26 protein-coding genes and 1 tRNA gene are annotated in these 26626 nt (G+C 65.4%); 11 read left to right on the forward strand and 16 right to left on the reverse strand.

Features of this window, described 5'->3' with window-relative positions; all coding sequences use genetic code 11:
- Positions 1-214 precede the first annotated feature (214 nt).
- The 3 genes from xth to JNJ68_RS12610 form a co-directional block, all read right to left on the reverse strand.
- Positions 215-994 (reverse strand): exodeoxyribonuclease III, encoded by a 780-nt coding sequence (gene xth / locus JNJ68_RS12600; RefSeq protein WP_294982730.1) that lies wholly within the window; start codon positions 992-994, stop codon positions 215-217.
- A gap of 46 nt (positions 995-1040) precedes the next feature.
- The gene (locus JNJ68_RS12605; RefSeq protein ID WP_294982731.1) at positions 1041-1757 is read right to left on the reverse strand and encodes a hypothetical protein; all 717 of its coding nucleotides are present in this window, start codon (positions 1755-1757) and stop codon (positions 1041-1043) included.
- 61 nt (positions 1758-1818) lie between these two features.
- The gene (locus tag JNJ68_RS12610; RefSeq protein WP_294982813.1) at positions 1819-2145 is read right to left on the reverse strand and encodes an iron-sulfur cluster assembly accessory protein; all 327 of its coding nucleotides are present in this window, start codon (positions 2143-2145) and stop codon (positions 1819-1821) included.
- Between the two features lie 77 nt (positions 2146-2222).
- On the opposite strand from JNJ68_RS12610, the gene JNJ68_RS12615 reads away from it, so the two are divergent.
- A complete protein-coding gene (locus JNJ68_RS12615) occupies positions 2223-3407 on the forward strand; it encodes a deoxyguanosinetriphosphate triphosphohydrolase (protein ID WP_294982732.1) in 1185 nt (394 codons plus the stop codon).
- Between the two features lie 81 nt (positions 3408-3488).
- Here the strand turns inward: JNJ68_RS12615 and JNJ68_RS12620 are convergent, their stop codons facing one another.
- A complete protein-coding gene (locus tag JNJ68_RS12620) occupies positions 3489-3950 on the reverse strand; it encodes a disulfide bond formation protein B (protein ID WP_294982814.1) in 462 nt (153 codons plus the stop codon).
- A gap of 258 nt (positions 3951-4208) precedes the next feature.
- Here JNJ68_RS12620 and JNJ68_RS12625 point away from each other — a divergent pair, with 258 nt between their 5' ends.
- The 4 genes from JNJ68_RS12625 (at position 4209) to JNJ68_RS12640 (ending at position 9629) form a co-directional block, all read left to right on the forward strand.
- Positions 4209-5069 carry a neutral zinc metallopeptidase gene (locus tag JNJ68_RS12625; RefSeq protein ID WP_294982733.1) on the forward strand — a complete coding sequence of 287 codons (861 nt, stop codon included), beginning with the start codon at positions 4209-4211 and terminating at the stop codon, positions 5067-5069.
- Between the two features lie 56 nt (positions 5070-5125).
- Positions 5126-5209, forward strand: a tRNA-Leu gene (locus JNJ68_RS12630).
- A gap of 468 nt (positions 5210-5677) precedes the next feature.
- Positions 5678-6322: a Hint domain-containing protein gene (locus JNJ68_RS12635; RefSeq protein ID WP_363165894.1), complete on the forward strand. Its 645-nt coding sequence runs from the start codon at positions 5678-5680 to the stop codon at positions 6320-6322.
- Between the two features lie 187 nt (positions 6323-6509).
- Entirely contained in the window at positions 6510-9629 is a 3120-nt protein-coding gene (locus JNJ68_RS12640; protein ID WP_294982734.1) for a Hint domain-containing protein, read from the forward strand.
- On the opposite strand, the gene JNJ68_RS12645 is transcribed toward JNJ68_RS12640, so the two are convergent.
- The 9 genes from JNJ68_RS12645 to JNJ68_RS12685 form a co-directional block, all read right to left on the reverse strand.
- The gene (locus JNJ68_RS12645) at positions 9621-10241 is read right to left on the reverse strand and encodes a nucleotidyltransferase family protein (RefSeq protein ID WP_294982735.1); all 621 of its coding nucleotides are present in this window, start codon (positions 10239-10241) and stop codon (positions 9621-9623) included. The two genes, JNJ68_RS12640 and JNJ68_RS12645, sit on opposite strands and share 9 nt — an antisense overlap.
- Before the next feature lie 44 nt (positions 10242-10285).
- Positions 10286-12706 (reverse strand): FAD-dependent oxidoreductase, encoded by a 2421-nt coding sequence (locus JNJ68_RS12650; RefSeq protein WP_294982736.1) that lies wholly within the window; start codon positions 12704-12706, stop codon positions 10286-10288.
- Between the two features lie 118 nt (positions 12707-12824).
- The gene (locus JNJ68_RS12655; RefSeq protein WP_294982737.1) at positions 12825-14129 is read right to left on the reverse strand and encodes a branched-chain amino acid ABC transporter permease; all 1305 of its coding nucleotides are present in this window, start codon (positions 14127-14129) and stop codon (positions 12825-12827) included.
- A gap of 1 nt (position 14130) precedes the next feature.
- On the reverse strand, positions 14131-15135 hold the full coding sequence (locus JNJ68_RS12660) for a branched-chain amino acid ABC transporter permease (RefSeq protein ID WP_294982738.1): 1005 nt from the start codon (positions 15133-15135) through the stop codon (positions 14131-14133).
- A 36-nt stretch (positions 15136-15171) separates the two neighbouring features.
- Complete coding sequence (locus JNJ68_RS12665; RefSeq protein WP_294982739.1) at positions 15172-15534, reverse strand: hypothetical protein; 363 nt, start codon at positions 15532-15534, stop codon at positions 15172-15174.
- 2 nt (positions 15535-15536) lie between these two features.
- Positions 15537-16250: an ABC transporter ATP-binding protein gene (locus JNJ68_RS12670; RefSeq protein WP_294982740.1), complete on the reverse strand. Its 714-nt coding sequence runs from the start codon at positions 16248-16250 to the stop codon at positions 15537-15539.
- Positions 16251-16290: 40 nt separating this feature from the next.
- Positions 16291-16893, reverse strand: coding sequence for a hypothetical protein (locus JNJ68_RS12675; protein ID WP_294982741.1), 603 nt, complete (start codon positions 16891-16893; stop codon positions 16291-16293).
- The gene (locus tag JNJ68_RS12680) at positions 16890-17675 is read right to left on the reverse strand and encodes an ABC transporter ATP-binding protein (RefSeq protein WP_294982742.1); all 786 of its coding nucleotides are present in this window, start codon (positions 17673-17675) and stop codon (positions 16890-16892) included. The genes JNJ68_RS12675 and JNJ68_RS12680 overlap by 4 nt, the downstream gene beginning before the upstream one ends.
- A gap of 119 nt (positions 17676-17794) precedes the next feature.
- Positions 17795-18991: an ABC transporter substrate-binding protein gene (locus JNJ68_RS12685; RefSeq protein WP_294982743.1), complete on the reverse strand. Its 1197-nt coding sequence runs from the start codon at positions 18989-18991 to the stop codon at positions 17795-17797.
- A gap of 196 nt (positions 18992-19187) precedes the next feature.
- Between JNJ68_RS12685 and JNJ68_RS12690 the strand changes: the two genes are divergently transcribed.
- Positions 19188-20294, forward strand: a complete 1107-nt coding sequence (locus JNJ68_RS12690) for a PQQ-dependent sugar dehydrogenase (protein ID WP_294982744.1) — start codon at positions 19188-19190, stop codon at positions 20292-20294.
- A 91-nt stretch (positions 20295-20385) separates the two neighbouring features.
- The gene (locus JNJ68_RS12695; RefSeq protein ID WP_294982745.1) at positions 20386-20805 is read left to right on the forward strand and encodes a hypothetical protein; all 420 of its coding nucleotides are present in this window, start codon (positions 20386-20388) and stop codon (positions 20803-20805) included.
- Between the two features lie 64 nt (positions 20806-20869).
- On the opposite strand, the gene JNJ68_RS12700 is transcribed toward JNJ68_RS12695, so the two are convergent.
- Positions 20870-21889, reverse strand: a complete 1020-nt coding sequence (locus JNJ68_RS12700) for a GlxA family transcriptional regulator (RefSeq protein ID WP_294982746.1) — start codon at positions 21887-21889, stop codon at positions 20870-20872.
- A gap of 157 nt (positions 21890-22046) precedes the next feature.
- On the opposite strand from JNJ68_RS12700, the gene JNJ68_RS12705 reads away from it, so the two are divergent.
- Positions 22047-23417, forward strand: coding sequence for a class II 3-deoxy-7-phosphoheptulonate synthase (locus tag JNJ68_RS12705; RefSeq protein ID WP_294982747.1), 1371 nt, complete (start codon positions 22047-22049; stop codon positions 23415-23417).
- A gap of 48 nt (positions 23418-23465) precedes the next feature.
- Here the strand turns inward: JNJ68_RS12705 and JNJ68_RS12710 are convergent, their stop codons facing one another.
- Complete coding sequence (locus tag JNJ68_RS12710; protein ID WP_294982748.1) at positions 23466-24071, reverse strand: PAS domain-containing protein; 606 nt, start codon at positions 24069-24071, stop codon at positions 23466-23468.
- A gap of 142 nt (positions 24072-24213) precedes the next feature.
- On the opposite strand from JNJ68_RS12710, the gene JNJ68_RS12715 reads away from it, so the two are divergent.
- Genes JNJ68_RS12715 through JNJ68_RS12725 form a run of 3 tightly spaced genes read left to right on the forward strand, consistent with a single transcriptional unit; the run spans position 24214 to position 26258 of the window.
- Positions 24214-25107 carry a YicC/YloC family endoribonuclease gene (locus tag JNJ68_RS12715; protein WP_294982749.1) on the forward strand — a complete coding sequence of 298 codons (894 nt, stop codon included), beginning with the start codon at positions 24214-24216 and terminating at the stop codon, positions 25105-25107.
- Between the two features lie 3 nt (positions 25108-25110).
- The gene (gene gmk, locus JNJ68_RS12720; RefSeq protein ID WP_294982750.1) at positions 25111-25743 is read left to right on the forward strand and encodes a guanylate kinase; all 633 of its coding nucleotides are present in this window, start codon (positions 25111-25113) and stop codon (positions 25741-25743) included.
- Positions 25740-26258 (forward strand): gamma carbonic anhydrase family protein, encoded by a 519-nt coding sequence (locus tag JNJ68_RS12725; RefSeq protein ID WP_294982751.1) that lies wholly within the window; start codon positions 25740-25742, stop codon positions 26256-26258. The genes gmk and JNJ68_RS12725 overlap by 4 nt, the downstream gene beginning before the upstream one ends.
- On the opposite strand, the gene JNJ68_RS12730 is transcribed toward JNJ68_RS12725, so the two are convergent.
- The gene (locus JNJ68_RS12730) at positions 26259-26609 is read right to left on the reverse strand and encodes a hypothetical protein (protein WP_294982752.1); all 351 of its coding nucleotides are present in this window, start codon (positions 26607-26609) and stop codon (positions 26259-26261) included.
- Positions 26610-26626: the final 17 nt, after the last annotated feature.

Below are 26626 nucleotides of genomic sequence, written 5' to 3' on the forward strand. Positions count from 1 at the left end.
GCCAACGCGACTTGGACCACATCGCCAGGCTCATGAACAACCGGCCCCGCAAGACCCTGGGCTGGAAAACACCCGCCCAGGCCCTCGCCGAAGAAATCAAAAAGGCGACCGCAAGTGTTGCAGTTGGAACTTGAGTTAACCCGCGGTAAACGACCGCAGGCAAACCATTGATTTTGTACAGGTCTGGGCGCCCGCCACGCGTGGCACCCCATGCTCACGCCGCGATCTCGACCCAGACCGGCACGTGGTCGCTCGCCTTCTCCCCGCCGCGGACCGCCTTGTCGATCCCCGCTTCCTCCAGCCGGTCCGCTGCCTGCGGTGACAGCATCACATGGTCGATCCGGATGCCGTTGTTCCGCTGCCAGGCCCCCGCCTGATAGTCCCAGAAGGTGTAGACCCCCGGCGCCGGGTCCCGCACCCGGACCGCGTCGGTCAGCCCCAGGTTCGCCAGCCGCCGGAACGCCCCCCGGCTCTCCGGCAGGAAGAGGGCATCGCCGACCCAGGCCTCCGGCTTCGCCGCATCCAGCGCCTGCGGGATCACGTTGTAATCCCCCAGGCAGATGAAATGCTCCTCCCCGGCCAGCAACTCCCGCACCCGCACTTCCATCCGCGCCATCCACGCAAGCTTGTAATCATACTTCGGCCCCGGCGCCGGGTTGCCGTTCGGCAGATAGAGGTCGCAGACCCGGACCGGCCGCCCCGCATCCACCAGCGCCTCGATCCAGCGCGCCTGCTCGTCGCCCGCGTCCCCCGGCAATCCCCGTCGCACGTCCGACAACGGCAGCTTCGACAGGATCGCCACCCCGTTGAACCCCTTCTGCCCGTGGGTCTCCACCCGGTAGCCCATCGCCTCGAACTCCCCCCGCGGGAAGCCCTCGTCCACCGACTTGATCTCCTGAAGGCAGACCACATCCGGCGCGGCTTGCTCCAGCCAGCCTTTCAAGGCCTCGATCCGCGCCTTGATCCCGTTGATGTTGAACGTCGCAAGCTTCATGATCCGGCCCTCCAGCCCTGCACCTTAGGCTGCGACGCTCCCCGTCTCAAGCCGTCTGCCGCAGGGGCAGCGTCGCCGCCTGTAGCCAGAGCGCGTCCAGCCGGTCCAGCGCCGCCGGATCGAACCGCGCGGCCTCCTCCCAGTAGCGACCCGAAGGCACGAAATAGCCAAGCTCCGCCTCCAGCGCCTGCGCCTCGGCCGCCAGGTCCGGGCACCAGACCCCCGGCGCGGCATGGGCGAGCGAGGGCCGCGTCGTCCGGGGGAAGATCAGCCGCGACGGTCCGCTAGAGAGGTTCGCCACCGCGCAACCCTGCATCGCCGCCAGCACCATGAGCCGCGCCGACTTCGCCTCAAGGCTGCGCAGGGTGATGTCCGCCCGCAAGGGGTCGGGCGTCCCGGTGCCATAGAAATGCGTCGGCCCCTGCGACGGATACTGCATGTCGCAGCCATAGACCGCGAGGACGCTCGGTCGCAGTGCATAGAGCGCCCAGTAGGCGGCGGTGAAAGCCATCGTCGCCCCGGCATAGACGAAACCGCCATAGGAATTCTGCGCCGGCACGAACTCGGCCTCAGTCACGATCCGCTGGCCCGGACCCGGCCTCGCCTGCCGCTCAACCGGGAAATCATGGGGGTGGATCGCGATGTCCCAGTCGGACCTTATCCGCCAGGCGTTGTTGATTGCCAGCACCAGATCGAACGGCTCCCTCCGCCATGTCGCGGCCTCCGCCGCCATCGGCGCCGAGCCCAGCATCAACACGCGCATGATTGCCCTCATCGTCCGTTGCACGCAAAGCTAGCGCGCTACGGTAGCACGGCCAGAGGGATCAGAGCGAGAAACTCGTTCCGCAGCCGCAACTGGTCTTGGCGTTCGGATTTTCCACCACGAAGCGCGCGCCGATCAGCTCGTCGGTGAAGTCGATCACCGCATTCGACAGGAAGGGCAGGCTGACCTGGTCGACCAGCACCCGCTGGCCGTCCTTTTCCAGCACCAGGTCGTCCACCGCCGGATCGTCCAGCGTGATCGAATACTGGAAGCCGGAACAGCCACCGCCATCCACCGCCACGCGCAGCGGTTTCACCTCGCCGGTCGCTTCGGCGATCTCGGCCAGCCGGGCGAAGGCCCGGTCGGTGACTTTCGGCGGCAGCGTCAGTTCCATGACTGTTCCCGTATCCTTCGGCGTCCCCGGCAAATATATGGGACCCGACCCTTCCGGACAAGGACAGCCCGATGCTTGCGCCCTTCGCCTGCCAACCAGACGCCAGCCGCGGCAGGCTCTGGCCCGAGCGGCTGTCCTCCTTCCGCTCACCCTACCAGCGCGACCGCGACCGGATCATCCATTCCTCGGCCTTCCGCCGGCTGAAACACAAGACGCAGGTCTTCGTGGAACACGAGGGCGACTATTACCGCACCCGCCTGACCCATACGATCGAGGTCGCGCAGGTCGCCCGCACCATCGCCGGAGTGCTCGGCCTCAACACCGACCTCGCCGAGGCGGTGGCACTGGCGCACGATCTTGGCCACACCCCCTTCGGCCATACCGGCGAGGATGCGATGGAGCGGCTGATGGCGCCCTATGGCGGCTTCGACCACAATGCCCAGGCGCTGCGGATCGTGACGAAGCTGGAACGGCATTACGCCGATTTCGACGGGTTGAACCTGTCCTGGGAAACCCTTGAAGGCATTGCGAAACACAACGGACCCGTCACCGGCCCCAACGCCGACAGGAAGCATGACGGCCCGCTTCCCTATGCCCTGGCCGAGGTCAACGCCCAATGGGACCTGGAGCTTGACACCCATGCCAGCGCCGAGGCGCAGGTGGCCGCCATCGCCGATGACGTGGCCTATTCGCACCACGACCTGCACGACGGTTTGCGTTCGGGCCTCTTCACCGAAGACGACCTGATGGAGTTGCCCGTCACCGGTCCCGCCTTCGAGGAGGTGGACCGCACTTACCCGGGCCTCGACAGGATGCGCCGCCGCCATGAGGCGCTGCGCCGGGTCTTCGGCCGCATGGTCGAGGACGTGATCGCCGTCGCCCAGAACCGGCTGGCCAGTGCGCAGCCGAAGTCGGTGGACGACATCCGCCACATGGGCACCACGATCATCCGCTTCTCCAAGCCGCTCTATCAGGACCTGAAGGCGGTGCGCAGCTTCCTCTTCCACCGCATGTATCGTGCACCCAGCGTGATGGCGGTCCGGGCCGAGGTGACGCGGATGATCGACGATCTCTTTCCGCTGTTCCTGCGCCAGCCCGATCTTCTGCCCCCAGAATGGCAGGCCGATGTGGCTGCCGCGACGGATGAAACACTTCTTGCCCGGGTTGTCGCCGATTATGTCGCAGGGATGACCGACCGCTTCGCGATCCAGGAGCACCAGCGCCTTTTCGGACAAACTGTTCAGGCAACCCCTTAGCGCAGAAGGCGCCTGTCGCGCGTAAGTCTAAAAATTTTCCAGAAAATCTTTAGACTTGCTTCATTTGAACGAAGCTCGATCCTAAGCCGTCCGTGCGGCCTTGACCCAGATCCCGGCCAGGACCAGCGAGATGATCGCGTTCCACCCGGCCATCGAAATCCCCAGCATTTGCCAGGCGATGGCGTCGCAGCGCACCACCGCCGCCACGTCTTTCGTCGGGTCCAGCAGGTCGGCGGTCGAGATGCCCTCGATCGAGCCCGCCGTGCAGGACGCGAGCCCTTCCCACCATTTCTGCTCGACCCCGACATGGAAGATTCCGATCGCCGCCGTCGCCAGCGCCGCGATAACGCCCAGCCAGGCCAAGCCGCGCCAGCCCGTTGTCAGCGCCACCACCCCGATCAGGATCGCCGCCGCATGCGGCCAGCGCTGCCAGAGGCAGAGCTGGCAGGGCGCGAGCCCGCCGATGTACTGGAAGGCAAAGGCCCCGCCGAGAAGGGCGGCCGAGCCCAGCGTGGCCAGAAGGATCAGGGTGCGGCGGGGCAGGGTCATGATGGTCTCGTCCTGGGCAAATGCGCCGCGACCATAGGCCGTGCGACGGGGAAGGGGAAGGGGAACGGATGGTCCGCTCCCGCAGTTGTGCTTTCACGCTTCCGATGTGGGCAGGCAGCAGATAGGATTTCGTTCGAAACCGGCGCGCGCGGGTTAAGGATTCGTGAATGCCGTCGGACAAGGTGTTGATGTGGAAAGGTTCTGCCGTTCTGTCCACTGTGGACACGCGGTCAGCCGGGAAGAGGTGAAGTCATGCAGTGGCGCGGCCGCAGGGAAAGTTCAAACATCGAAGACCGCCGCCGCACGGGCGGTGGCGGGGGCGTCCGCATGGGCGGCATCGGCGGGGCGGGCGCCGTCGTGGTCTTCCTGCTGGCCATTTTCCTCGGCGTCGATCCAAGCCAGCTCCTTGGCCCGGGCGGCATCGACAGCGGTTCGACAGGCAGCCCGGTCGAGCTGACCGAGCAGGACAAGGCCGAGGGCCAGTTCGTTTCGGTTGTCCTCGCCGATACCGAGGAAATCTGGACCCGCGTCTTCAAGGAACAGCTGAACGCGACCTACACCCCCGCGACGCTGGTCCTGTTCAAGGACGCCACCCGCTCCGCCTGCGGCGGCGCATCCGAGGCGACCGGCCCCTTCTACTGCCCGATGGACAAGAAGGTCTATCTCGACACCGGCTTCTTCACGACGTTGCACCAGCGGCTGGGCGCCAGCGGCGATTTCGCGGCGGCCTATGTGGTGGCCCACGAGATCGGCCATCATGTGCAGGACGAGCTCGGCATCCTGTCGAAGGCCAACGAGGTCCGCCAGCAGGTCAGCCAGGAGGAATCGAACGCGATCTCGGTCAGGATCGAGTTGCAGGCCGACTGTCTCTCCGGCATCTGGGCGCGCGAAGCGGCGCAGACCCTGGGCACCATCGAGCGCGGCGATCTGGAAGAGGCGGTGAACGCCGCGAAGCAGATCGGCGACGACACCCTGCAACGGAACGCGGGCCAGCGCCCGATGCCGCACACCTTCACCCACGGCACGTCCGAGCAGCGCTCGCGTTGGTTCATGATCGGGCTGCAATCCGGCCAGATTGCCGACTGCAACACCTTCGACACCGACAACCTCTGAGCCTTTCCACCCTGCATTGACGTGGCCCGCGACAGGTTCTAAACGGGGCTCCGGTGGCCCGAGTGGTGGAATGGTAGACGCAGGGGATTCAAAATCCTCCGCCGCAAGGCTTGCGAGTTCGAGTCTCGCCTCGGGCACCACCTCCGACGATTGCAGCCTTTCCAGACCGGCCTGATTCGCCGGGCGACAGGAGTTTTTCGGATCAGTTGCAGTGCGTGCCACCGATTGGACTAGGGGCGGGAAACAACTGGGCCCTGTCCGCCAATGCCGACTGCGCAATTCCAGGCGCTGCGCCTTTCTCCATCCGGTTGCATCAAGCCGGTTTCCCGTCGGGGCGAGGGATGAGTTCCACTACACGCAGAGATTGAAACGCCTGATACGACGGCCTGTTGGAGCGGGATAACTTTCAATGTTCCCGATTGGCCAGGCGGATGTGGCAGGAATCCGCCGCCAACTGACGGCCCGGGCATACACGCATGGGCTGAAATCTGCCGGTGAGTTGTTGTTTGAAAGCATCTTTTTTACTTTTCTCCCCATATCCGGCCCGGATATTCATGGGGAATAGCGAAAGTGCCGACCCGACCGGCACGACTGAAAGTGATAGAGAGATGCCGTTTGATCCTGCTTCCGGAACCTTCGAGACCGACGCCGCCCGCGTGCCACGCTGCACGCCCTGCTTCACACCCGGCACCCTGATCACCACCCAGCGCGGCGAACTGCCGGTCGAGCTGATTTCGGCAGGAGACCGCGTCGTCACCCGCGACAACGGCATCCAGACCGTGCGCTGGGTGGGCAAGACCCAGATGTTCCTGCACGATTTCCAGTCGGAGCCGCACCTGCTGCCGGTGTTCATCCAGCAGGGCTCGCTGGGCAAGGGCCTGCCCGAGCGCGACATGATGGTCTCGCCGAACCACCGCGTGCTGGTCGCCAATACCCGAGCGACCGTGCGCTACACCGATCGCGAGGTCCTGGTCGCGGCCAAGCATCTGGCGGCGCAGGGGGTGCATACCGTCCAGTCCAGCGGCACGACCTATGTGCATTTCATGTGCGACCGACACGAGGTGGTGCTGTCGAACGGCATCTGGACCGAGACCTTCCACCCCGAGGACACTTCGCTGAAGGGCATCGGCAACGCGCAGCGGCTGGAGATATTCGAGATTTTCCCCGAGCTTAAAACCGAGGCAGGGCGCGCAGCCTATGGGCAAAGCCGGCGGATTGCAGAAGGGATGCAACCCGCTGAAGCTGTTGCCTGAGCCCAATTTTCAGGGCGACTTTATTTGCGCATTGTGCGATAGCGTTATCCTGACGACAATTCGCAGGATAATCTGAAAGACGTAACCGGGCGTGACGTCAACATAATGGCGCAAAGCTTTCTGCATTCGGTCATGGATCGGACATGAAGGCTGACTATCCGGAAGCGGCGAACAGGGGCAGGACACGATGGCGACACTTTCGGGCAGCGGCGGCAACAACTCGTTCATCGCGGGCACGCCGGGCTACGTCGATGGAGCGGATTCCATCCTCGGCAACGGTGGAAACGACACCATCTATTCCGGGGCGGACAACGACACCGTCTACGGCGGCACCGGCAACGACCTCATCGATGGCGGCTCGGAGGAAGACCGGCTCTTCGGCGACGCGGGAAACGACCGGATCTATGGCGGCACCGGCAACGACGTCATCGATGGTGGCGACGAGGTCGACACGCTCTACGGCGATTCTGGTGACGACACAATCTACGGCGGTTCGGGGCGGGACACGCTCTACGGCGGCACCGGGAACGACCAGATCTATGGCGGAGCAAACGCCGACGCCCTCTATGGGAATGACGGCTCGGACACCCTGTTCGGCGGCGGCGACGGCGGACCGGGCGATGACATCCTCTATGGCGGCGCCGATTTCGACTATGTGAGCTATTCCGGTGTGACCGGGGGCGTTACCGTTAACCTTGCCACCGGCATTGCCAGCGGCGGCGACGGCAACCAGGACCTCTACGAGATCGAGGGCGTCATCGGCGGCTCGGGCGCCGACAGCATCACGGGTAACAGTGTCGCCAACTGGCTTGAAGGTGCGGATGGCGCCGACACGATCAATGGCGGGGTCGGCAACGACACCTTGATCGGTGGCGAAGGCGCCGATACGCTGAACGGCGGTGTCGACAACGACATCCTGTTCGGTGGTAACGGCGCCGATCGCCTGGATGGCGGGTCCGGGGCCGACACGCTGGTGGGCGGTGCCGGGGCGGACGTGCTGATCGGTGGCGTCGGCATCGATACGGCGGATTACAGCGCCTCCGGCGCCGCGGTGAACGTCAATATCAACGACGGCCTCACCGAAAGCGGCGGGGATGCCCAAGGGGATTCGCTGTCGGGGATCGAAAACCTCGTCGGTTCGTCGGGCAACGACACCTTGACCGGCGACAATGCCGCCAACGCGATCTATGGCGGCGATGGCGCCGACTCGATCACCGGCCTGCTTGGAAGCGATTCGATTTCCGGCGGGGCGGGGAACGACACGATCAACGCAGGACCCGATACGGTCAGCGGCGTGACACCGTCTGCGACGAACGAGTTCCTGGACTGGACGACCGGATTCTATTTCGATGGCCAGTCCCTGAACAGCAACTTCACGCAAGACACCGGGACGATGAACGTCACGGTCAACTATGTGCCGGGTGTCGGAAACGAATTCTCGGTGGAAACCGGCGCGATCTATTCGCCGGAAACGGTGATCGGCGACAACTCCGGGGCGACACTTGGGCGTCCCGGGGCCGGCGAACTGACAGAGCTGTCGATGAACTTCGCAGCCGAGTCCGGCTCCGGCATGACAAACGAGGTGTCGAACGTCCTGTTCCGCATCTCGGACATCGACACCGGCGGTTTCATCGATTCGGTCACGATCCTTGCGTATGACGAGTTGGGCAATCTTGTGCCGGTGTCGATCACCACGACCTCGACCGAGATATCCATCACCGGCAATACCGCGACCGCGACCGGCAATGGCACGACACAGAGCCAGGCGGACGGGTCGATCCTGATCAGCATCACGGGTCCGGTGTCGCAGATCGTCATCCAGTATACCGATCTCGGCAACGCCGACCAGGTCATCGTCGTTTCGGACGTCCATTTCACCACGATCCCGGCGACGCCGGACACCAGCGATGCCGATACCGTATCCGGCGGGCTGGGCGATGACGTGATCGAGGCCGGGTTGGGCGCGGACCTGCTCTACGGCGACGAGGGCCGGGATGTCCTTTACGGCGAGGACGGGTCCGACACGCTTTACGGCGGCATCGACAACGACACGCTCTACGGCGGCGCGGGCAACGACACACTTGATGCCGGCGACGGGAACGACGTCTCTTACGGCGACGATGGCGACGACACGATCCGCTTCGGCACGGGCAATGATACCGTCTATGGCGGGGCCGGCAACGACCACATCGACGACGTGTTCGGGACCACCCTGCCCGGGGCGAACCTGCTCTATGGCGGCGCCGGGCACGACACCATCTGGGCGGGAGGCGATGCCGATACGCTTTACGGCGACGCGGGCAACGATGTCCTGAACGGCGAGGACGGGAATGACCTGCTCTACGGCGGGACCGAGAACGATGTCCTGAACGGCGGGACCGGCAACGACCTGCTTTACGGCGGGGCGGGCCAGGACTCCGTCTTCGGCGGCGATGATCGCGACCATATCTTCGTCAACTATACCAAGCCGACCAATGAAACCATCGCGGGCGATTCCACCCAGAACGATGTCCTGGGGAGCGAGTCGGTCGACGGGGGCAGCGGCGCCGGAACAAGTTCGGACAACGACACGCTGACGGTCGACATCACCGGCATGGGCTGGGCCCGGATCGACCTGGTCTACGACCCGCTGAACAGCGAAAACGGAACCATCACCTTCTTCAACGGGGCCGGTGTCCAGGTCGGCACGCTGACCTTCACCGACATCGAGAATCTGGTCATCGTCTGCTTTACGCCGGGCACGCAGATCCTGACCGGCAGTGGCGCCATCGCGGTCGAGGCGCTGGCGCCGGGCGATCTGGTGGTGACGCGCGACAACGGGTTGCAGCCGCTGCGCTGGGTCGGCACACGCAAGCTCTCCTACGACGAACTGTTGGCGCGGCCCGAGTTGCAGCCGGTGCGGATCGGCGCGGGTGCACTGGCAGGCGCCGGGCCCGAGCGCAGCATGCTGGTCTCGCCGCAGCACCGTGTGCTGGTCGAGGGGGCGCGGGCCGAGATGTATTTCGGCGAAAGCGAGGTTCTGGTTCCGGCCAAGCACCTGACCGGGCTGGCAGAAATCACCCGGGCTCTGCCGGTCGAGGGGGTGACCTATGTCCACATCCTCTTCGACCGGCACGAGATCGTGCAGTCGGACGGGATCTGGACCGAAAGCTTCCAGCCGGCCGAACGCACGCTGAACGCGCTGGACGAAGCCGCGCGGGCCGAGGTGCTGGAACTGTTCCCCGAGCTTGCGGCCGATGCCACCGGCTTCCCGGCTGCGCGCCTCTCGCTCAAGGCGCATGAAGCGAAGGTGCTGGTCTCAGGCTGACGGGGCAGGGTGGTCCAGAAAGGCAGCCCAATCCTCCGGCGTGTCGAGGTCCAGGACGGCCATCCGATCGGGCAGGGGAACCAGCCGGACGCGATCCGCATGTCGCTTAAGAACCGAACGACCGCCTTCATCGCCGGCGATCCTCGCCAGATCGGGCCAGAGATCGCGCGGGATGATCGCGGGATGGCCCGGCGTGCCGTCGGCGCTCGCGCCGCGCCAGACCAGCTCCGGTTCGGCGCGGAAGCGCGAAATCAGGTCGGCGAGCGCCGCAGGAGTAAATCCCGGCATGTCGGCAGGCAGGATCATCAGGCCGTCCTGCGGTCCGGCATCGCATGCCGAAACCGCCGCCAGACCCCGGACGATCGAGCGCGACATGCCCACCGCGGCATCCGGCACCTCGACAAGGGTCGCCGGGCATCCCTCCAACGCCGCGCGTCGTGCTTCGGACGCCGGGGGCAGGGTGACGACAACCGGCGCGCCGGTCGCGAGCGCAGTCTCCGTCACCCGGCGCAGGATCGGCTGGCCCAGGACCTGCTGCACCAGCTTGTCGCGCCCCCGCATCCGCGAGGAGGCTCCAGCGGCCAGGACCAGGATATGCACGACCGGAGGCATGACGTTATGGTCCGCCTGACCGGAGCCGCCTGTCAAGCGGCCCGTCAGGCCCGCATCCGCCCACCGTCGTCCCACAAGGGGGCCAGATGCACCCGCGCCGGGCGGCGTTCGCCAAGGATTTCCACCTCCAGCACCAGCCCGTCCTGCACCCGGTCGGCGGGGATGAACCCCTGCGCCACCGACTTGCCGGTCCAGTGGCTGTAGCCGCCCGAGGTGCACCAGCCGACCACCGCGCCGTCCAGCCAGATCGGCTCCCAGGCCACCACGTCGGCGTCTGTGGCATCCACGATAATCGACACCAGCCTGCGCTTCGGCCCCTCGGCCTTTTCCTTCAGCGCAGCGGGTTTGCCGATCCAGTCCGCAGGCTTGTTCCAGGCGATGAAGCGGTCGAGGCCGGTTTCGGCCGGCGTGTAGTCGGGCGAGAACTCGCGGCCCCAGGAGCCGAACCACTTGTCGAGCCGAAGCGACATCATTGCCCGCATCCCGAAGGGGCGAAGTCCAAGGTCCTTGCCCGCGGCCGACAGCACGTCCCACAGATGCCGCACCGACATGTGATCGGTGTAGATCTCGTAGCCGAGGTCGGCGGTATAGCTCACGCGCTGGACGATGCAGTTCGCCATGCCCACGGTCATCCGCTTCACGTCCATGAACTTGAACGCGGCGGCGCTGACATCCGACCGGGTGACGCGGGCCAGAAGCTCGCGCGCCTTGGGTCCGGCGATCTGGAAGCCGGAGCGGGAGTCCGAGACATTCTCGATAGTTACGCCCGGTTCTGCATGTTGCTCGAACCAGCGCTGATGCCAGCCTTGGGCGCCGTAGCTGGCGGTCAGCTGGAATTCGGTCTCGCTCAGGCAGGAGACCGTGAAATCGCCGATGATTTTGCCGGACTCTGCCAGCATCGGCGTCAGCGACAGCCGTCCCGGTTGCGGGATGCGGCCGGCCATGATCCGGTCCAGCCAGGTCCGCGCGCCTGCACCCTTCACCAGGTACTTGCCGAAATTCTGCACCTCGTTGATGCCGACGCCCTCGCGCACCGCCATGACTTCCTGGCGCGTCGCCTCCCAGGCGTTCGAGCGTTTGAAAGTGGGCGTTTCATAGCGCGGCTCGCCCGGAAGCGCGTGGTAGTTCACCACTTCCAGCCCGTATTGCTGGCCCCAGACCGCGTTCATGCCGTCGAAGACCTCATACATCGGCGTGGTGCGGAAGGGGCGGGCGGCGGGGCGCTCCTCGTTCGGATAGCTGACCGAGAAGCGCATCTGGTAGTTCTCGATCACCTTCGGCACGGTATAACCGGGCGAGGTCCAGGTGCCGAAGCGTGCCACGTCGAAGCCGCGCGGGTCGCGTTCGACCTCGCCATGGATCATCCATTGCGCAAGGCTCAGCCCCATGCCGCCGCCCTGAGAGAAGCCCGCCATGACCGCGCAGGCCGACCAGTAGTTCTTCAAGCCCGGCACCGGCCCGATCAGCGGATTGCCATCCGGCGCGAAGGTGAAGGGGCCGTGGATCACCCGCTTGACGCCCGAGCGTTCCAGCACCGGGAAGCGGCGGTAGGCGAAGTTGACCGAGTCCTCGATCTTGTCGAACTGTTCGTTCAGCAGCTCATGGCCGAAATCCCAGGGCGTGCCGTCGACCGACCAGGGCTCGCAGGGTTTCTCATAGAACCCGATGCAAAGGCCCCGGCCCTCCTGCCGCAGATAGCTTTCGCCGCCGGGGTCCATCACATGCGGGAACTCGCGGCCTGATTTCAGGATGTCCATGATTTCGGGGATGTCGTCGGTCACCAGATACTGGTGCGCCATCGGCAGAAGCGGCAGGTAGACCCCCGCCATCGCGCCGATTTCCCGCGCCCAAAGGCCGCCCGCGTTGACCAGATGCTCGCAATAGACGGTGCCCTTTTCGGTGACGACTTCCCAGCCGTCCTTCGTCGGGTTCGTCTCCAGCACGCGGTTGTGGAGCACGATCTCCGCGCCCCCCATCCGCGCGGCCTTGGCATAGGCATGGGTGGTGCCCGAAGGGTCGAGGTGGCCGTCGAGCGGATCATATAGTCCGCCGAGGATGCCGTCGACGTTGACGAGGCCGTCGGTCAGCTTGCTGATCTCGGTCGGTGAAAGGATTTCAGTATCCAGCCCCATGTAGCGATGCTTGGCGCGTTCGGCCTTCAGCATCTCGAAGCGCGCCTCGTTGTCGGCCAGCGTCACCCCGCCGACATGGTGCAGCCCGCAGGACATGCCGGTGATCGCTTCCAGTTCCTTGTAAAGCCGGATCGTATAGCCCTGCAGGGCGGCCATGTTGGTGTCGCCGTTGATGGTGTGGAACCCGCCTGCCGCGTGCCAGGTCGATCCGCTTGTCAGCTCCGACCGTTCGATCAGCATGACATCGGACCAGCCGAGCTTCGTCAGGTGGTAAAGCACCGAGCAGCCGACGACGCCGCCGCCGATCACAACCACGCGCGCATGGGTCTTCATTGCCAGTCTCCCCGTCTTGTCCGGTTTTGACGCACCATGGCGGGGCAGTGCCGGGAAGGCATGAGGATTTGCGACAAAGAATGTCGCAGCCAGACAGCGACCGCTGGCTGCGACGGGTCTACTTCTCCGGGATCAACCCGCGCGGGGCGAAGCGCATGACCAGAAGCAGCACGACGCCCAGCGTCAGCAGGCGCATATGCGCTGCGGTGTCCTGAAGGTGGTCCTTCAGGTCGCCCGCAGGCAGGACACTGGTGATATGCTGCATCATCTGCGGCCCCAGGAACTCTACCGCCAGATAGAGCCAGCCGATCAGCAGCCCGCCGAGGATCGAGCCCCAGTTGTTGCCCGAGCCGCCGACGATCACCATCACCCAGATCAGGAAGGTGAAACGCAGCGGCAGGTAGGACGGGGGTGTCAGCTGCCCCTCCATCGAGGTCATCATCGCGCCCGCCAGGCCCACGACCGCCGAGCCGATGATGAAGATCTGCAGATGGCGGAATTTCACATCCTTGCCCATCGCCGCCGAAGAAATCTCGTTGTCGCGGATGGCGCGGACCATGCGGCCCCAGGGGCTGTTCAGCGCGCGTTCGCACCCCCAGACCAGAAGCACCAGGACCAGGCCGAACATCGTCGCGTAGAGGAGCTTGACGAAGATCGTCGAAGCGGTGACGGGGTCGAGGCCCATGGCCCGGACCGGCTCCAGGAAGGCCGGATTGAATTGCAGGTCCACTTCCTTCGGAACAGGCCAGGGCCGCGGCAGGTCAATCAGGTTCTTCACCCCGCGCGCCAGCCAGTCCTCGTTGCGCATCACGGTGATGATGATCTCGGCGATGCCAAGCGTGGCGATCGCGAGGTAATCCTCGCGCAGGCCCAGGGCGATCTTGCCGATCACCCAGGCGGCGGCGGCGGCCATCAGTGCGCCCACCGGCCAGGCGATCAGCGAATTCAGACCCAGACCGCCGATGTTCCCGGCCTGGGCGGGGTTGTTCGCCTCGACCGCGACGACACCGGGGTCGAGGATGGCGCGGTAGATGAAGAAGAGCACGATCAGATACAGCGCCAGGGCCAGCGCCCGGCTCGCGCCCGGTTTGAGACGGCGGTAAAGCCAGACCGCCAGGGCAATCCCGACGGCGGCAAAGAGCAGCGCGCCCAGGATGCGCGGTCCACCCGCCGCCCAGCCCTCGGGCACGGGCTTGGCCGAGACCAGCACCACCGCCAGCCCGCCAAGCGCCACCGAGCCGACGATGCCGGTGGAGAAGAGACCCGCATAGCCCCACTGGATGTTCACCCCGATCGCCATGATGCAGGACAAGAGCGCCAGGTTCAGGATGTTCAGCGACAGGTTCCAGCTTTGCAGCACCCCGGTCAGGATGAACAAGAGGGCCACGCCCGCGAAGAGAAGCACGTTGCGATAGGGAGCCATGTCACTTGCCTCCAAAGATGCCCTGCGGGCGGAACAACAGGACCATGATCAGGATGGTGAAGCTTACAGCGACCTTGTAGTCGGTCGACAGCGCCTGGTAGAGCCCGTCGCCCAGCCAGTCCGCCGGGACCAGATAGCCCAGTATCTTCTTCCAGGCGCTGGTGATGATCAGCTCCGAGAAGGCCACGATGAAGCTGCCGATCACCGCACCCAGGGGTGAGCCGAGCCCGCCCACGACGGCTGCGGCGAACATCGGCATGAGCAGGCTGAAATAGACGATCCCGCGATAGGACTTGTCGAGCCCGTAAAGCGATCCGGCGATGCAGGCCAGCGCGCCGGCGATGATCCAGGTGATCGTCACCACGCGTTCCGGGTTGATGCCGGACAGCAGCGCCAGATCCTCGTTGTCGGCATAGGCCCGCATCGACTTGCCGGTGCGGGTCCTTTGCAGGAACCAGAACAGAAGCGCGCAGCAGACCACGGCTGCGACGACCGAGATCGCCTGCGTGGTCTTGATCGCCAGCGGTTCCGCCAGCCCGGTCCAGGCCTTGAAGTCCTGCGGGTTGAGCATCATCCGCGCGCCATCGGTAAAGTTCTGTTCCGAGGTGCCGATGATCATCCGGACGAGGCCGTTCATGACGAACATCACCCCGGTCGATACGATGACCACGATGATCGGCTTGGCCCTTTGCCTGCGGTAGAAACGGTAGACCACCCGGTCGGTCGCCAGCACCATGGCGATGGTGACGAGGATGCCGAGCGGCAGCGCCAGAAGCGCTGTGGGCAGCGGGCCTGCGGTGATCCCCATCGACTGGAACCACCAGGTGAAGAGGATCACGAAGGCGGTCCCGAAGGCCATCGTGTCGCCATGCGCGAAGTTGGAAAAGCGCAGGACGCTGAAGATCAGCGTGATGCCAAGCGCCCCCAGCGCCAGCTGGCTGCCATAGGCGAGACCCGGCACGACGATGAAGTTCAGAAAGGCAGTAAGCGCGTTGAGGATGTCCATCGGGTCACGAAAGTCCAGTGAGGATAGGGGAAGGGATCAGCCGCCGTCGCCAGCGCAATTGCCCGAGCCGGTGATCGCCACCGCGCCCTGGCCATAGGCGTGGGCGGTGAACAGGAACTCGCCCGACGGGAATATGCTGACCAGGCCTGACATGCCGTTCTGCGGCGGCAGGACGATGGAGACCTCGCCGCCTGCGTCCATCGTGGTCGTCAGATAGCCTTCCCAGGCCTGACCATCGGTGCTGACCCGCCAGACATCGCCCGCTTCCTCGATCAGGAAGGGGCCGCCGGCATAGGCCTCGCAGGTGCCGCCGCCGCATTGCTGGGTGGCGGTGCATTCGTATCCGGCGAAGGCCGGGGCAGGGAGAAGGGCCAGAAGGGCCAGAGTGGCGGGTTTCATCGTCAGCCTCCAAGGAATGATCTGCGGACGTCCGGGTCGGCCAGGAGCGCGGCACCGGTGTCGGTGTAACGGTTGCCGCCCTGGACCAGGACAAAGCCCTTGTCAGCGATCTCCAGCGCCTGGCGGGCGTTCTGTTCCACCATCAGGATGGAAATCCCGCTGCGGGCAATCTCGATGATGCGGTCGAACAACTCGTCCATCACGATGGGGCTGACCCCCGCAGTCGGCTCGTCCAGCATCAGCACCTTCGGCTGGGTCATCAGCGCGCGCCCCACGGCGACCTGCTGGCGCTGGCCGCCCGAAAGCTCCCCCGCCTTCTGGTAGCGCTTCTCGCGCAGGATCGGGAACAGCCCGTAGATCTGCTCCATCGTGTCGCGGATCTTGTCATCCTCGCGGATGAAGGCGCCCATCTCCAGGTTTTCCTCCACCGTCATGCCGGTGAAGATGTTGTGCGTCTGCGGCACGAAGCCCATGCCCTTGCGCACGCGCGCCTGCGGGGTCAGGCCGGTGATGTCCTCGCCGTTCAGCCGCACCGACCCCTGCCGCAGCTTCAGCATCCCGAAGACCGCCTTCATCGCGGTGGATTTGCCCGCGCCGTTCGGCCCGACGATCACCGCGATCTCCCCGGGCTCGACCGCGAGCGTGCAGTCATGCAGGATGTCGACCGCGCCGTAGCCGCCGGTCATGTTTTCGCCAATCAGGAAGGGTGCGCTCATTCGGAAAAGTCCAGTTGCAGGTCGGGCGAGTCTGCCGGGGTCATTCGACAAGCTTCGTGTTGGCAAGGAACTCGGCATGATACCCGACATGCTGCGAGGAGTATTCCTTGCCGATGGCGTAGGTCATGATCTGCATGACACGTTTCGGCTCGACAAAGACCGAGTTGGCGAAGACAACGTCGAGGCCGTTGATCTTCACCGTGTAGACGACCGTGTCGCCCGCCAGCCGACCCAGCGTAACGGGCGTCACATCCAGCACTTCCGGCGTGTTGCCGGTCGCCATCTGTGCGTTGTCCAGAACGACCTGACGCATGAAGTCCGGCGTCAATCCGTCATCGCTTCCGAGATCTTCGATGAGGTACTGCGCATAGTGCCGGGCGTCGATCCGGTAGGCGGCGTTGATCTCGGCGCTGGCGGGCGCCGTTTTGCTCCAGCCGAGCGAGCCGCCACAGAACTGCACCGTCGGCGTCACATCTCCGCAGGCCGTCTGCACCGAGGTTCCGGCGTCGGCGTATTTCCACGTACCATCATCGAAGAGGGTGACGGTCTTGCCGCCAACCACTGCCTTGCCGACGGCAGACTGGGCCAGCGCGAAACCCGGCACGGCCAGACTGACGATCAGCACGAGAAGGGTCGGTTTCACGCCGCGCCCTCCTTCAGCTTGTTCTTCAACCCCCGGCCCAGATAGGCCTCGATCACCCGCTCGTCGTTCTTGACCTCGTCCACAGTGCCCTCGGCCAGAACCTTGCCCTCGGCCATGCAGATCACCGGGTTGCACATGCGGCCGATGAAATCCATGTCATGCTCGATGACGCAGAAGGTATAGCCGCGCTCCTTGTTCAGCCGCACGATGGCGTCGCCGATGGTGTTGAGAAGCGTCCGGTTCACCCCGGCGCCGACCTCGTCCAGGAAGACGATCTTGGCGTCGACCATCATCGTGCGGCCAAGCTCCACCAGTTTCTTCTGCCCGCCCGAGATCATCCCGGCCTTCTGGTCCGCGATATGGCTGATTGTCAGGAACTCCAGCACCTCGTCGGCCTTCTGGCGGATGCGCTCCTCTTCCTCGGCCACCTGACCCCGCGAGAAGAGCGCGTTCCAGAGCTTCTCGCCGGTCTGGCGTGGCGGGACCATCATCAGGTTCTCGCGCACGGTCATCGAGCCGAACTCATGGGCGATCTGGAAGGTGCGCAAGAGACCCTTGTCGAAAAGCTTGTGCGGCGGCAGGCCGGTGATTTCTTCGCCGTCCATGAACACATGGCCGCTCGTCGCCTCGTAGCGACCGGCGATCACGTTGAAAAGCGTGGTCTTTCCGGCACCGTTCGGGCCGATCAGCCCGGTGATCGAGCCGGTCCTGATCTCCAGCGACGCGCCATCGACGGCGTGAAACCCGCCGAAATGCTTGTGCAGATTCTCGACCCTGATCATGTCTTCCCCTGTCGCAGCCCTTCCTCTGTCCCGGTTCACCAAGGCGGGGGGCCTTTTGTTTGTGCCACGGCCCGGGGTCATCGCCCGGGCCGTGCTGTTTCATCGGTTCCGTTGAAGGATCAACGGAACTGGACGGTCTCGTACTTCCCGCCCTTGACCTCGAACTGCTTGTAACGCCCGGCGGATTCACCCGGTCCGATCAGCGTCACGCCCGAAGCGCCGTCATAGTCGATAGCGGTGCCTGCCGCGATCAGCTCCAGCGCCTTGCCCAGCTCGCCCGGAAGGATCTTGACGCCCGAACCGTCGGCCGGCCCATTGGCGATCTCCATGATCTTTTCCTTGTAGACGTTCGAGTCGGTCGAGCCCGAGGCCTCCATCGCCAGCATGATCAGCGCGGCGGCATCGTAGCTTTCCATCGTGTAGGGCGAGGTGGCGTCATAGGCCGGATCGTTGGCCTTGCCCATCTCCGCCAGGACCGCCGCGCCGGGGCTGTCCGACTGGGCCACTTGGCCGTAAGAGCCATCGAGTGCCGGACCGATGGCTGCGGGCAGGCTGTCGCCCACCATGCCGCCGGGCAGACCGAAGGTGGTGAAGGCGCCGGAGTCGAGCGAGGCCTGGATGATGCCCTTGCCGCCCTGGTCCAGGTAGCCTGCCACCACCAGAATGTCGCCGCCCGCCGCCGCCAGCGCCGCGACTTCCGCCGAATAGTCGGCCTTGCCGTCGTCATGCGCGGCGTTGATCGTCACGGTGCCGCCCTGGGCGGTGAAGCCCGCCGCGATCGCTTCGGCCAGGCCCTTGCCGTAGTCCGAGTTCGAATAGGTCAGCGCGATCGACTTCACGCCCTTTTCGGCCAGGATCTGCCCCATCACTTCGCCTTCGCGCGCATCCGACGGTGCGGTGCGGAAGAAGAGCCCGTTGTCCGGGTCATTGGTCAGCGCGGGCGAGGTGGCCGAGGGCGAGACCATCACGATGCCGTTCGGCATGGCGACGTTGGTCAGCATCGCGCGGGTCACACCCGAGCAGTCGCCGCCGATGATGCCCTTGACGCCTTCCGCAGTGATCGCCCGCTCGGCAGCCGCGGTTGCGGCGGCGGCGTCGGTACAGGTGTCGTCACCCCGCACCGAGGTGTAGGTGTTCTTGGCCTTGCCCGAGGCGTTCACTTCGGCCATCGCGGCCTCCGCTGCGTTCGCCATGTGTCCGGTCAGCGATTCGATGGGCCCGGTAAAGCCGATCAGGATGCCGATCTTCACATCCTCGGCGGACGCCGCACCGGCCATCAGCGCGCAGGCCGAAGCGGCCAGCATGAGTTTCTTCATTTATTGTATCTCCCTGTTTGGATCGAAATCCTAAGCTGACCGTAGTGTGGCGCAGAAAAAAAGGGAAGCCCCATTTTGTCGACATAATGTCGACGATAAAATGAGCCGGGAGTCGACATGGCGCCCCGCCGCTCTACATTTCAAGGTTGTGCGCCCAAGCCAAGCCAATGCAGTCTGCGATGATCGGAGGAAGGAAATGAAATCAGCGCTCTGTCTTCTGGTGCCTCTGCTTGCCCTGCCGATGGCGGCCTCGTCGGCGACGGTCGAGACCGGGGCCGGACCGATGGAAATCACTTTGGTGGCCCGGGGTCTCGACGAACCCTGGGGCCTCGCCTTCCTGCCGGATGGCGACTACCTCGTGACGGAACGTGCCGGAGGGCTCTGGCTGGCGCGAGGGGAGGAGTTGCACCGGGTCGAAGGGGTGCCGGAGGTCTTCGTCGAGGGGCAGGGGGGGCTGCTCGATGTGATGATACCGGCCGATTTCGCCACCAGCCGAGAGGTCTGGCTCAGCTTTGCCGCTCCGGTCGGGGCGGGCGGTGCTACAGCGGCGGGAGTGGGACGGTTGTCGGAGGACGGCGCACGGCTGGAAGGCTTCCGCACCGTCTTCACCGGCGACAGCGCTCCCGGCGGGCGGCATTTCGGGGCACGACTGGTCGAGATGCCGGACGGAACCGTCGCGCTGACGACAGGCGACAGGGGCACCGGACCGGCGGGGATGCAGGCGCAGGACACGGGCTCCTCGCTGGGCAAGGTGGTCCTCGTGAATCGCGATGGCTCGCCTGCGATCGCACAGGAGGGGTGGTTGCCGGGTGCCCTGTCGCGCGGGCATCGGAATGTGCAGGGGGCGGCGCTGGATCTGTCTGGCCGCCTCCTCACCGTCGAGCACGGGGCGCAGGGCGGGGACGAGTTGAACGCACCCGAGGCGGGGCGGAACTATGGCTGGCCGGTCATCACCTACGGGATCGACTACTCGGGCGACCCGATCGGCGAGGGGCAGGCGAAGGAGGGAATGGAACAACCCTTGCACTACTGGGACCCATCGATCGCGCCGTCGGGACTGCTGGTCTATTCGGGCAAGCTCGTGCCGGAATGGAAAGGAGATTTCTTCTTCGGGTCCCTGAACAGCGACTTCCTGGGGCGGCTCGACCCGGACACTTCGGCAGGGACCGGCTTCGCCGAGGAGCGGATCACCGCGCCGGAAACCGGCCGCGTCCGGGATGTCGTCGAGGCGCCGGACGGGTCGATCTGGTTCCTTTCGGTCACGGAGGGGGCGGTCTACCGGATGGCGCCGACAGGAGGATAAATTCTGGGAAGACCGAGGCCACTGGGATACTCGTTGACATCAACACTTCAGTAAATAGCCTGCCAGCGTTGATCTGGCTCTTGGTATCGTGATGTTCTTGGAAGCCCTCGGCTACCTTCTTGCGTCGATCGACCTATTCGACAAAACCGATGCGGTCGAGGCGCGACTTCGGCGCGCGGCGGATTGGATGGGCCGTGTGGCACGTCGCTTTCCTTGGAAACGCATGCTGGGACTTTATCTTCTTGGTGGCGGAGCTTTCCGGCTCTATCTCAATTCGGACCCTGCTGCCAAGGCCGCGCTGAGCAGCGACGGGCCGACAGATCCGTTGCGCCTGATGGTCTTGCTTGTCCTCGCAGCACCCGTTTACTTCGTCGCGGTCTTGCTCCTATTTCGCCTACTCCATTATGTACTCGGGTTTTTCTCGCGCCATCCAAAAGGAATTCTCGGTGCCTTGGGGCTGGTATTGACCGCTGTTCCGGGGATTTGGGAACACTTTATCGACCCCGCCTAATCGCGTCGACAAACCCTTGGCTTCTGAGTGGATCAGCGGAACATTCGTCGCCTGGGCAGCGAACCTAGATCGACAGCCGCACCGGCACGGCGCCCGGCATCCCTTGTGTGCCGCGCTCGCGGTAAGGCGTGGTGCTGTAATGGCTGCGGTAGCATTTCGAGAAATGCGAGGGGGAGGCAAAGCCGCAGGCCAGCGCCACGTTGATCACGCTCATGTCGGTCTGCATCAAGAGGTTCCGCGCCTTCTGCAAGCGCAACTCCATGTAGTACCGCTTCGGCGAGCGGTTCAGGTAGCGGCGGAACAGCCGCTCCAGCTGGCGGGTCGACATGCCCACCTCCTCGGCCAGGTCGGCGGGGGACATCGGGTCCTCGATGTTGCCCTCCATCATCTGGATGACCTGGGACAGCTTCGGGTGCCGCACGCCGATCCGCGTCGGGATCGACAGGCGCTGGGTGTCCTGGTCGGTGCGGATGGTGGAATAGATCAGCTGGTCGGCGACCGTGTTCGCCAGATCCTCGCCATGATCGGCGGCGATGATCTTCAGCATCAGGTCCAGCGAGGAGATCCCCCCGGCGGTGGTCCAGCGGTTGCCGTCCATCACATAGACCGATTTCGTCAGCTTCACATCCTCGAATTCCTCCGAGAAGCCGTCCTGGTTTTCCCAGTGGATCGTGGCCTTTTTGCCGTCCAGCAGCCCCGCCTTGGCCAGCGCATGCCCGCCGGTGCAGATGCCGGCGATGGTCACGCCGCGCCGCGCCTCGCGCCGAAGCCAACTGAGGACGCCCTTCGTGGTGGTTCGCTGCACGTCGAGGCCGCCGCAGACCAGGATCGTGTCCTCGCGGTCCATTTCCTCAAGCCCCATGTCCAGCCGGAAAGTCGCACCGTTCGAACAGGATTTTTCCGTGCCCTCGCCGCACAGACGCCACGTGTAAAGCGTTTCACCCGAGACGCGGTTGGCAATACGCAAGGGTTCGATGGCCCCGGCGAAAGAAATCATGGTGAACTTGTCCAGCAGCACGAAAACGAACCGCCGCGAGGCCGTGGCCTTCTGTGTCTGGGTGGCCTTGCGGGGGGCGAGAGTCATGTCTGCGACCTGATGATGTCGTTCGCGGGCTAGAGAAAAGCAAATTCCAACCGTCCGCAAGGGCCGAAAGCGCCGGTTTTCGCCCAATCGCCCTTTGCAAAGGCGGAAACGGGGGCGTATATCCCAGCCCGATTGATCGACGGACCGGAGAGGCATGATGACCAAGGGATGGACGAAGGCGGCATGGCGCGCGAAACCGCGGATCCAGATGCCGGATTATCCCGACCAGGCGGCGCTGAACGGGGTCGAGGCGCAGCTTTCCAAATACCCTCCGCTGGTCTTCGCCGGTGAGGCGCGGCGGCTGAAGAAGCAGCTGGCGCTGGCGGCGGAAGGCAAGGCGTTCCTGCTGCAAGGCGGCGACTGCGCCGAAAGCTTCGCGGAATTCTCCGCCGACAACATCCGCGACACTTTCCGGGTCATGCTGCAGATGGCGGTGGTGCTGACCTATGCCGCCAAGGTGCCGGTGATCAAGGTCGGCCGCATGGCCGGCCAGTTCGCCAAGCCGCGCTCGGCCCCGACCGAGATGGTGGGGGGCGTGGAACTGCCGTCCTACAAGGGCGACATCATCAACGGCTTCGACCCGACGCCCGCGGCGCGGATGCCCGACCCGAACCGGATGTTGCAGGCCTATACCCAGGCGGCCGCTTCGCTGAACCTCTTGCGCGCCTTCTCGACCGGCGGCTTCGCCGACATCCACCGGGTGCATTCCTGGACGCTGGGCTTCGCCGAGCATGACAAGGCCGAACGCTACCGCGAGATGGCGAACCGCATCTCGGACGCGCTCGACTTCATGAACGCCGCCGGGGTGAACAGCGACACCGCGAACGAACTTTCGCGCGTGGACTTCTACACCAGCCACGAGGCGCTGCTCTTGGAATACGAAGAGGCGCTCTGCCGGGTCGACTCGATCACCGGCCAGAACGTTGCCGGGTCCGGCCACATGATCTGGATCGGCGACCGCACGCGGCAGCCCGACGGCGCGCATGTCGAATTCGCGCGCGGGGTGCTGAACCCGATCGGGCTGAAATGCGGGCCGTCGACCACGGCGGAGGACCTGAAGGTCCTGATGGCGAAGCTGAACCCGGAGAACGAGCCGGGCCGCCTGACCCTGATCGCCCGCTTTGGCGCGGGCAAGGTGGGTGAACACCTGCCGCGCCTGATCAAGACGGTGCAGTCCGAGGGCGCCAACGTGGTCTGGTCCTGCGACCCGATGCACGGCAACACGATCAAGGCCGCCTCGGGCTACAAGACCCGGCCCTTCGATTCCGTGCTGCGCGAAGTCCGCGAATTCTTCGCGATCCACAAGGCCGAGGGCACCGTCCCCGGCGGCGTGCATTTCGAGATGACGGGCCAGGACGTGACCGAATGCACCGGCGGCCTGCGCGCCGTGTCGGATGAAAATCTTGCCGACCGCTACCACACCGCCTGCGACCCGCGCCTCAACGCCTCGCAGTCGCTGGAGCTGGCCTTCCTGGTGGCCGAGGAACTGTCTTCGCAGCGCGAAGCCGCCCGGCGCGTCGCGCTGTAAGGGTCTGAACTGTCGAAACGGGAGAGCGGCGGGGCGCCCGCCGCTTTTTCATTCGGTGCTGTGAACCAGCGCCAGATGGCCGAAGCGGCGGATCGGCTGGGGTTCGGGCGGCTCGACCGGCGCCTCCGTGCCGGGCGGCAGGGCCTCCTCCCGCCGCGCCCGGACCCGGAACTTGCCGCGCGCTGCCCCCGGCGCGACGCTGACCGCGCCCAGCAGCAGCTTCTTGCCCGACAGCTCCGCCAGCGGCAAGAGAAGCAGGCGGGCCGCCAGCGCCTCGCCCCGTTCGGACCCGAGGTCGATCTCGGCCACGGCGGGCCTGTCGAAGACCGCCTCGACGCTTTGCGCCAGCAGCGGGCGCGACTCCGGGGTGAAGAGGCAAGAGAGAGGCAGGCCGCGCACGTCCATTCCCGCGAAATCGGCAAGCCCCGACCCGGCGACGCACAGCTGGACCAGCCCGCGCCCAACCCGTTCGGCCAGGAAGACCCGGTCCAGCACCCCACTCAGGCCGCGCGGATCGAGAGCGGCGCGCTGCGGCAGCGCTCCGGCCTCGCGGAGCCCCTCCCAATAGCCGCGCACCTGGGCGAGGCCTTCGAAAACCGGAAGCGGCGGTGGCTCGCGGCGCGGGCGAAGTCTGTCGAAAAAGCTCAGGGTCATCTTTGTCTCCTCCACCCGCATCCGGCCCTTGCGGGCGGGCCGCCCCTCGCGCCATGAAGGGAAAATACCCCGGATGGTCTGGATTCGGTTGGAAATCTAATCAAATGGTAAATATCGCACGCGGCGGTTGGATGAGGGGCCCATGATCTCGATGACAGGTTTCGCGGCCCGGCGCGGGGCGGGGTCGGGCCATGCCTGGGTCTGGGACCTGCGAGGGGTCAACGGCAAGGGGCTGGACCTGCGGCTTCGGGTGCCCGACTGGATCGACGGGCTGGAAGCGGCGCTGCGGGCAGAGGTGCAGAAAGCCGTCACCCGCGGCAATGTCAGCCTGACGCTGAAACTCGTGCAGGACGAGGGGCGGGACGACACCGCCTTCCGGCTGAACGAGACGGCGCTCGCGGCGGCGCTGGCGGCGCTTGGCCGGGTCGAGGCGGCGGCGATGGACGCCGGCGTGACCCTGCGCCAGCCGACGGCGGCGGATGTGCTGACCCTGCGCGGGGTGATCGACGCCGCGGTGCAGGAGACGGATACCGCCCCGTTGCGCGCGGCCCTCCTGGCGGACCTGCCGGGGCTGCTGGCCGATTTCCACGCCATGCGCGGCGCGGAAGGGCAGGCGCTGGCCGCGGTGCTGACCGGCCAGCTGGACCGGATCGCCGCGCTGACCGCCGAAGCGCAGCGTGAGACCGCCACCCGCGCCGCGACCCAGGCCGACACCCTGCGCGAGGGGCTGGCGCGCGTCCTCGCCGCGACGGATGCCGTCGACCCGTCCCGCCTGGCGCAGGAGCTTGCGCTGCTTGCAGTGAAGACCGACGTGACCGAGGAGCTGGACCGCCTGATCGCCCATGTGGCTGCGGCCCGCGCCCATGTCGCCGACCCCGCTCCGGTGGGCCGCAAGCTCGACTTCCTAATGCAGGAATTCATGCGCGAGGCGAACACGCTGTGTTCCAAGGCGCAGTCACTGGCGCTGACCCGGATCGGCCTTGACCTGAAAACCGTGATAGACCAGATGCGCGAGCAGGTTCAGAATGTGGAATGACGCATGACCCGGCGCGGGCTTCTTCTCATCCTTTCCTCTCCTTCGGGCGCGGGCAAGTCGACGCTCTCGCGGATGTTGATGGACTGGGACCCGACGATGCGTTTCTCGATCTCGGCCACCACGCGGAAACCCCGGCCTGGGGAAGAGGACGGTCGCGAGTATTATTTCCGCAGCCGCGAGGCGTTCAGGGCGATGGTTGAGCAAGGCGAGATGCTGGAACATGCCGAGGTTTTCGGCAATTTCTACGGCTCCCCCCGCGCGCCCGTCGAAGCCGCGATGCTGGCCGGGACCGACACTGTCTTCGACATCGACTGGCAGGGCGGCCAGCAGGTGAAACAGGCGATGCGCGGCGATGTGGTGTCGATCTTCATCCTGCCGCCCTCCATCGCCGAGCTTGACCGTCGTCTGCGTTCCCGCGCGCAGGACAGCGATGAGATCATTGCCGGTCGGATGGCGAAAAGCCGTGACGAGATCAGCCACTGGGCCGAGTACGACTATGTGCTGGTGAACGATAATCTTGAGAAGACCTTCCAAGGCCTCAAGACCATCCTGACCGCCGAGCGCCTGAAACGGGAACGCCAGCCGCAGCTTTCCGCCTTCGTCCGTGAGCTAAACGAGGAGTTCGAAGCCCGATGATCTATGCCCTCGACGGTATCGCTCCGACCATCGCCCCCTCCGCCTGGGTCGCAGTGGAAGCCACCCTGATCGGCAAGGTCGTGATCGAGGCCGAGGCCTCGATCTGGTTCGGCGCGGTGATCCGCGGCGACAACGAGGAGATCCGGGTCGGCGCCGGAACCAATGTGCAGGAGAACAGCGTCCTGCACACCGACATGGGCTATCCGCTCACCATTGGCGCCAACTGCACCATCGGCCACAAGGCCATGCTGCACGGCTGCACCATCGGCGATGGCACGCTGATCGGCATGGGGGCCACGGTGCTGAACGGCGCGAAGATCGGCAGGGGCTGCCTGATCGGGGCCTGCGCGCTGATCACGGAAGGCAAGGAGATCCCGGACGGCTCGCTGGTCATGGGCGCGCCCGGCAAGGTCGTGCGGCAACTGGACGAGACCACGCGGGCGAAACTCATCGCCTCCGCCGCCGGCTACCAGGCCAATGCCCGGCGCTTCAAAACCGGCCTTGGCCCGGCCTGACTATGCCCCGCCAGACTCGGCCGGGCCTTCCTCGATCAGTTCGATGGTGATGCCCTGACGCGCCGCATGACTGCGCAACTCCCGCAGCACGATCTGCCGGTTCGGCAGTTTCGGCGCCACCACCCGCAACGTCTTTCGAAAGTCCTGCGCCCCCAGCCGCTCGATGATCTCCAACGCGTCAAAGGTCATGCAGAACAATGGCGCAACCACCAACTCCAGCGTAGCGGGCAGGGGCAGGTAGCCGTCAAGGTCGGTCAGGTCGATCGAGGCGAATTCCTCGGGCCGAAGGCTGCCCTCGGCCGCTTTCGCCTCGGGAATTCCGATGACCAGGCACCTCAGTTTTTGCGACATCTCTCCACCTCTCATCA

This window comes from Tabrizicola sp. (assembly GCF_016793705.1).
Taxonomy (GTDB): Bacteria; Pseudomonadota; Alphaproteobacteria; order Rhodobacterales; family Rhodobacteraceae; genus Tabrizicola.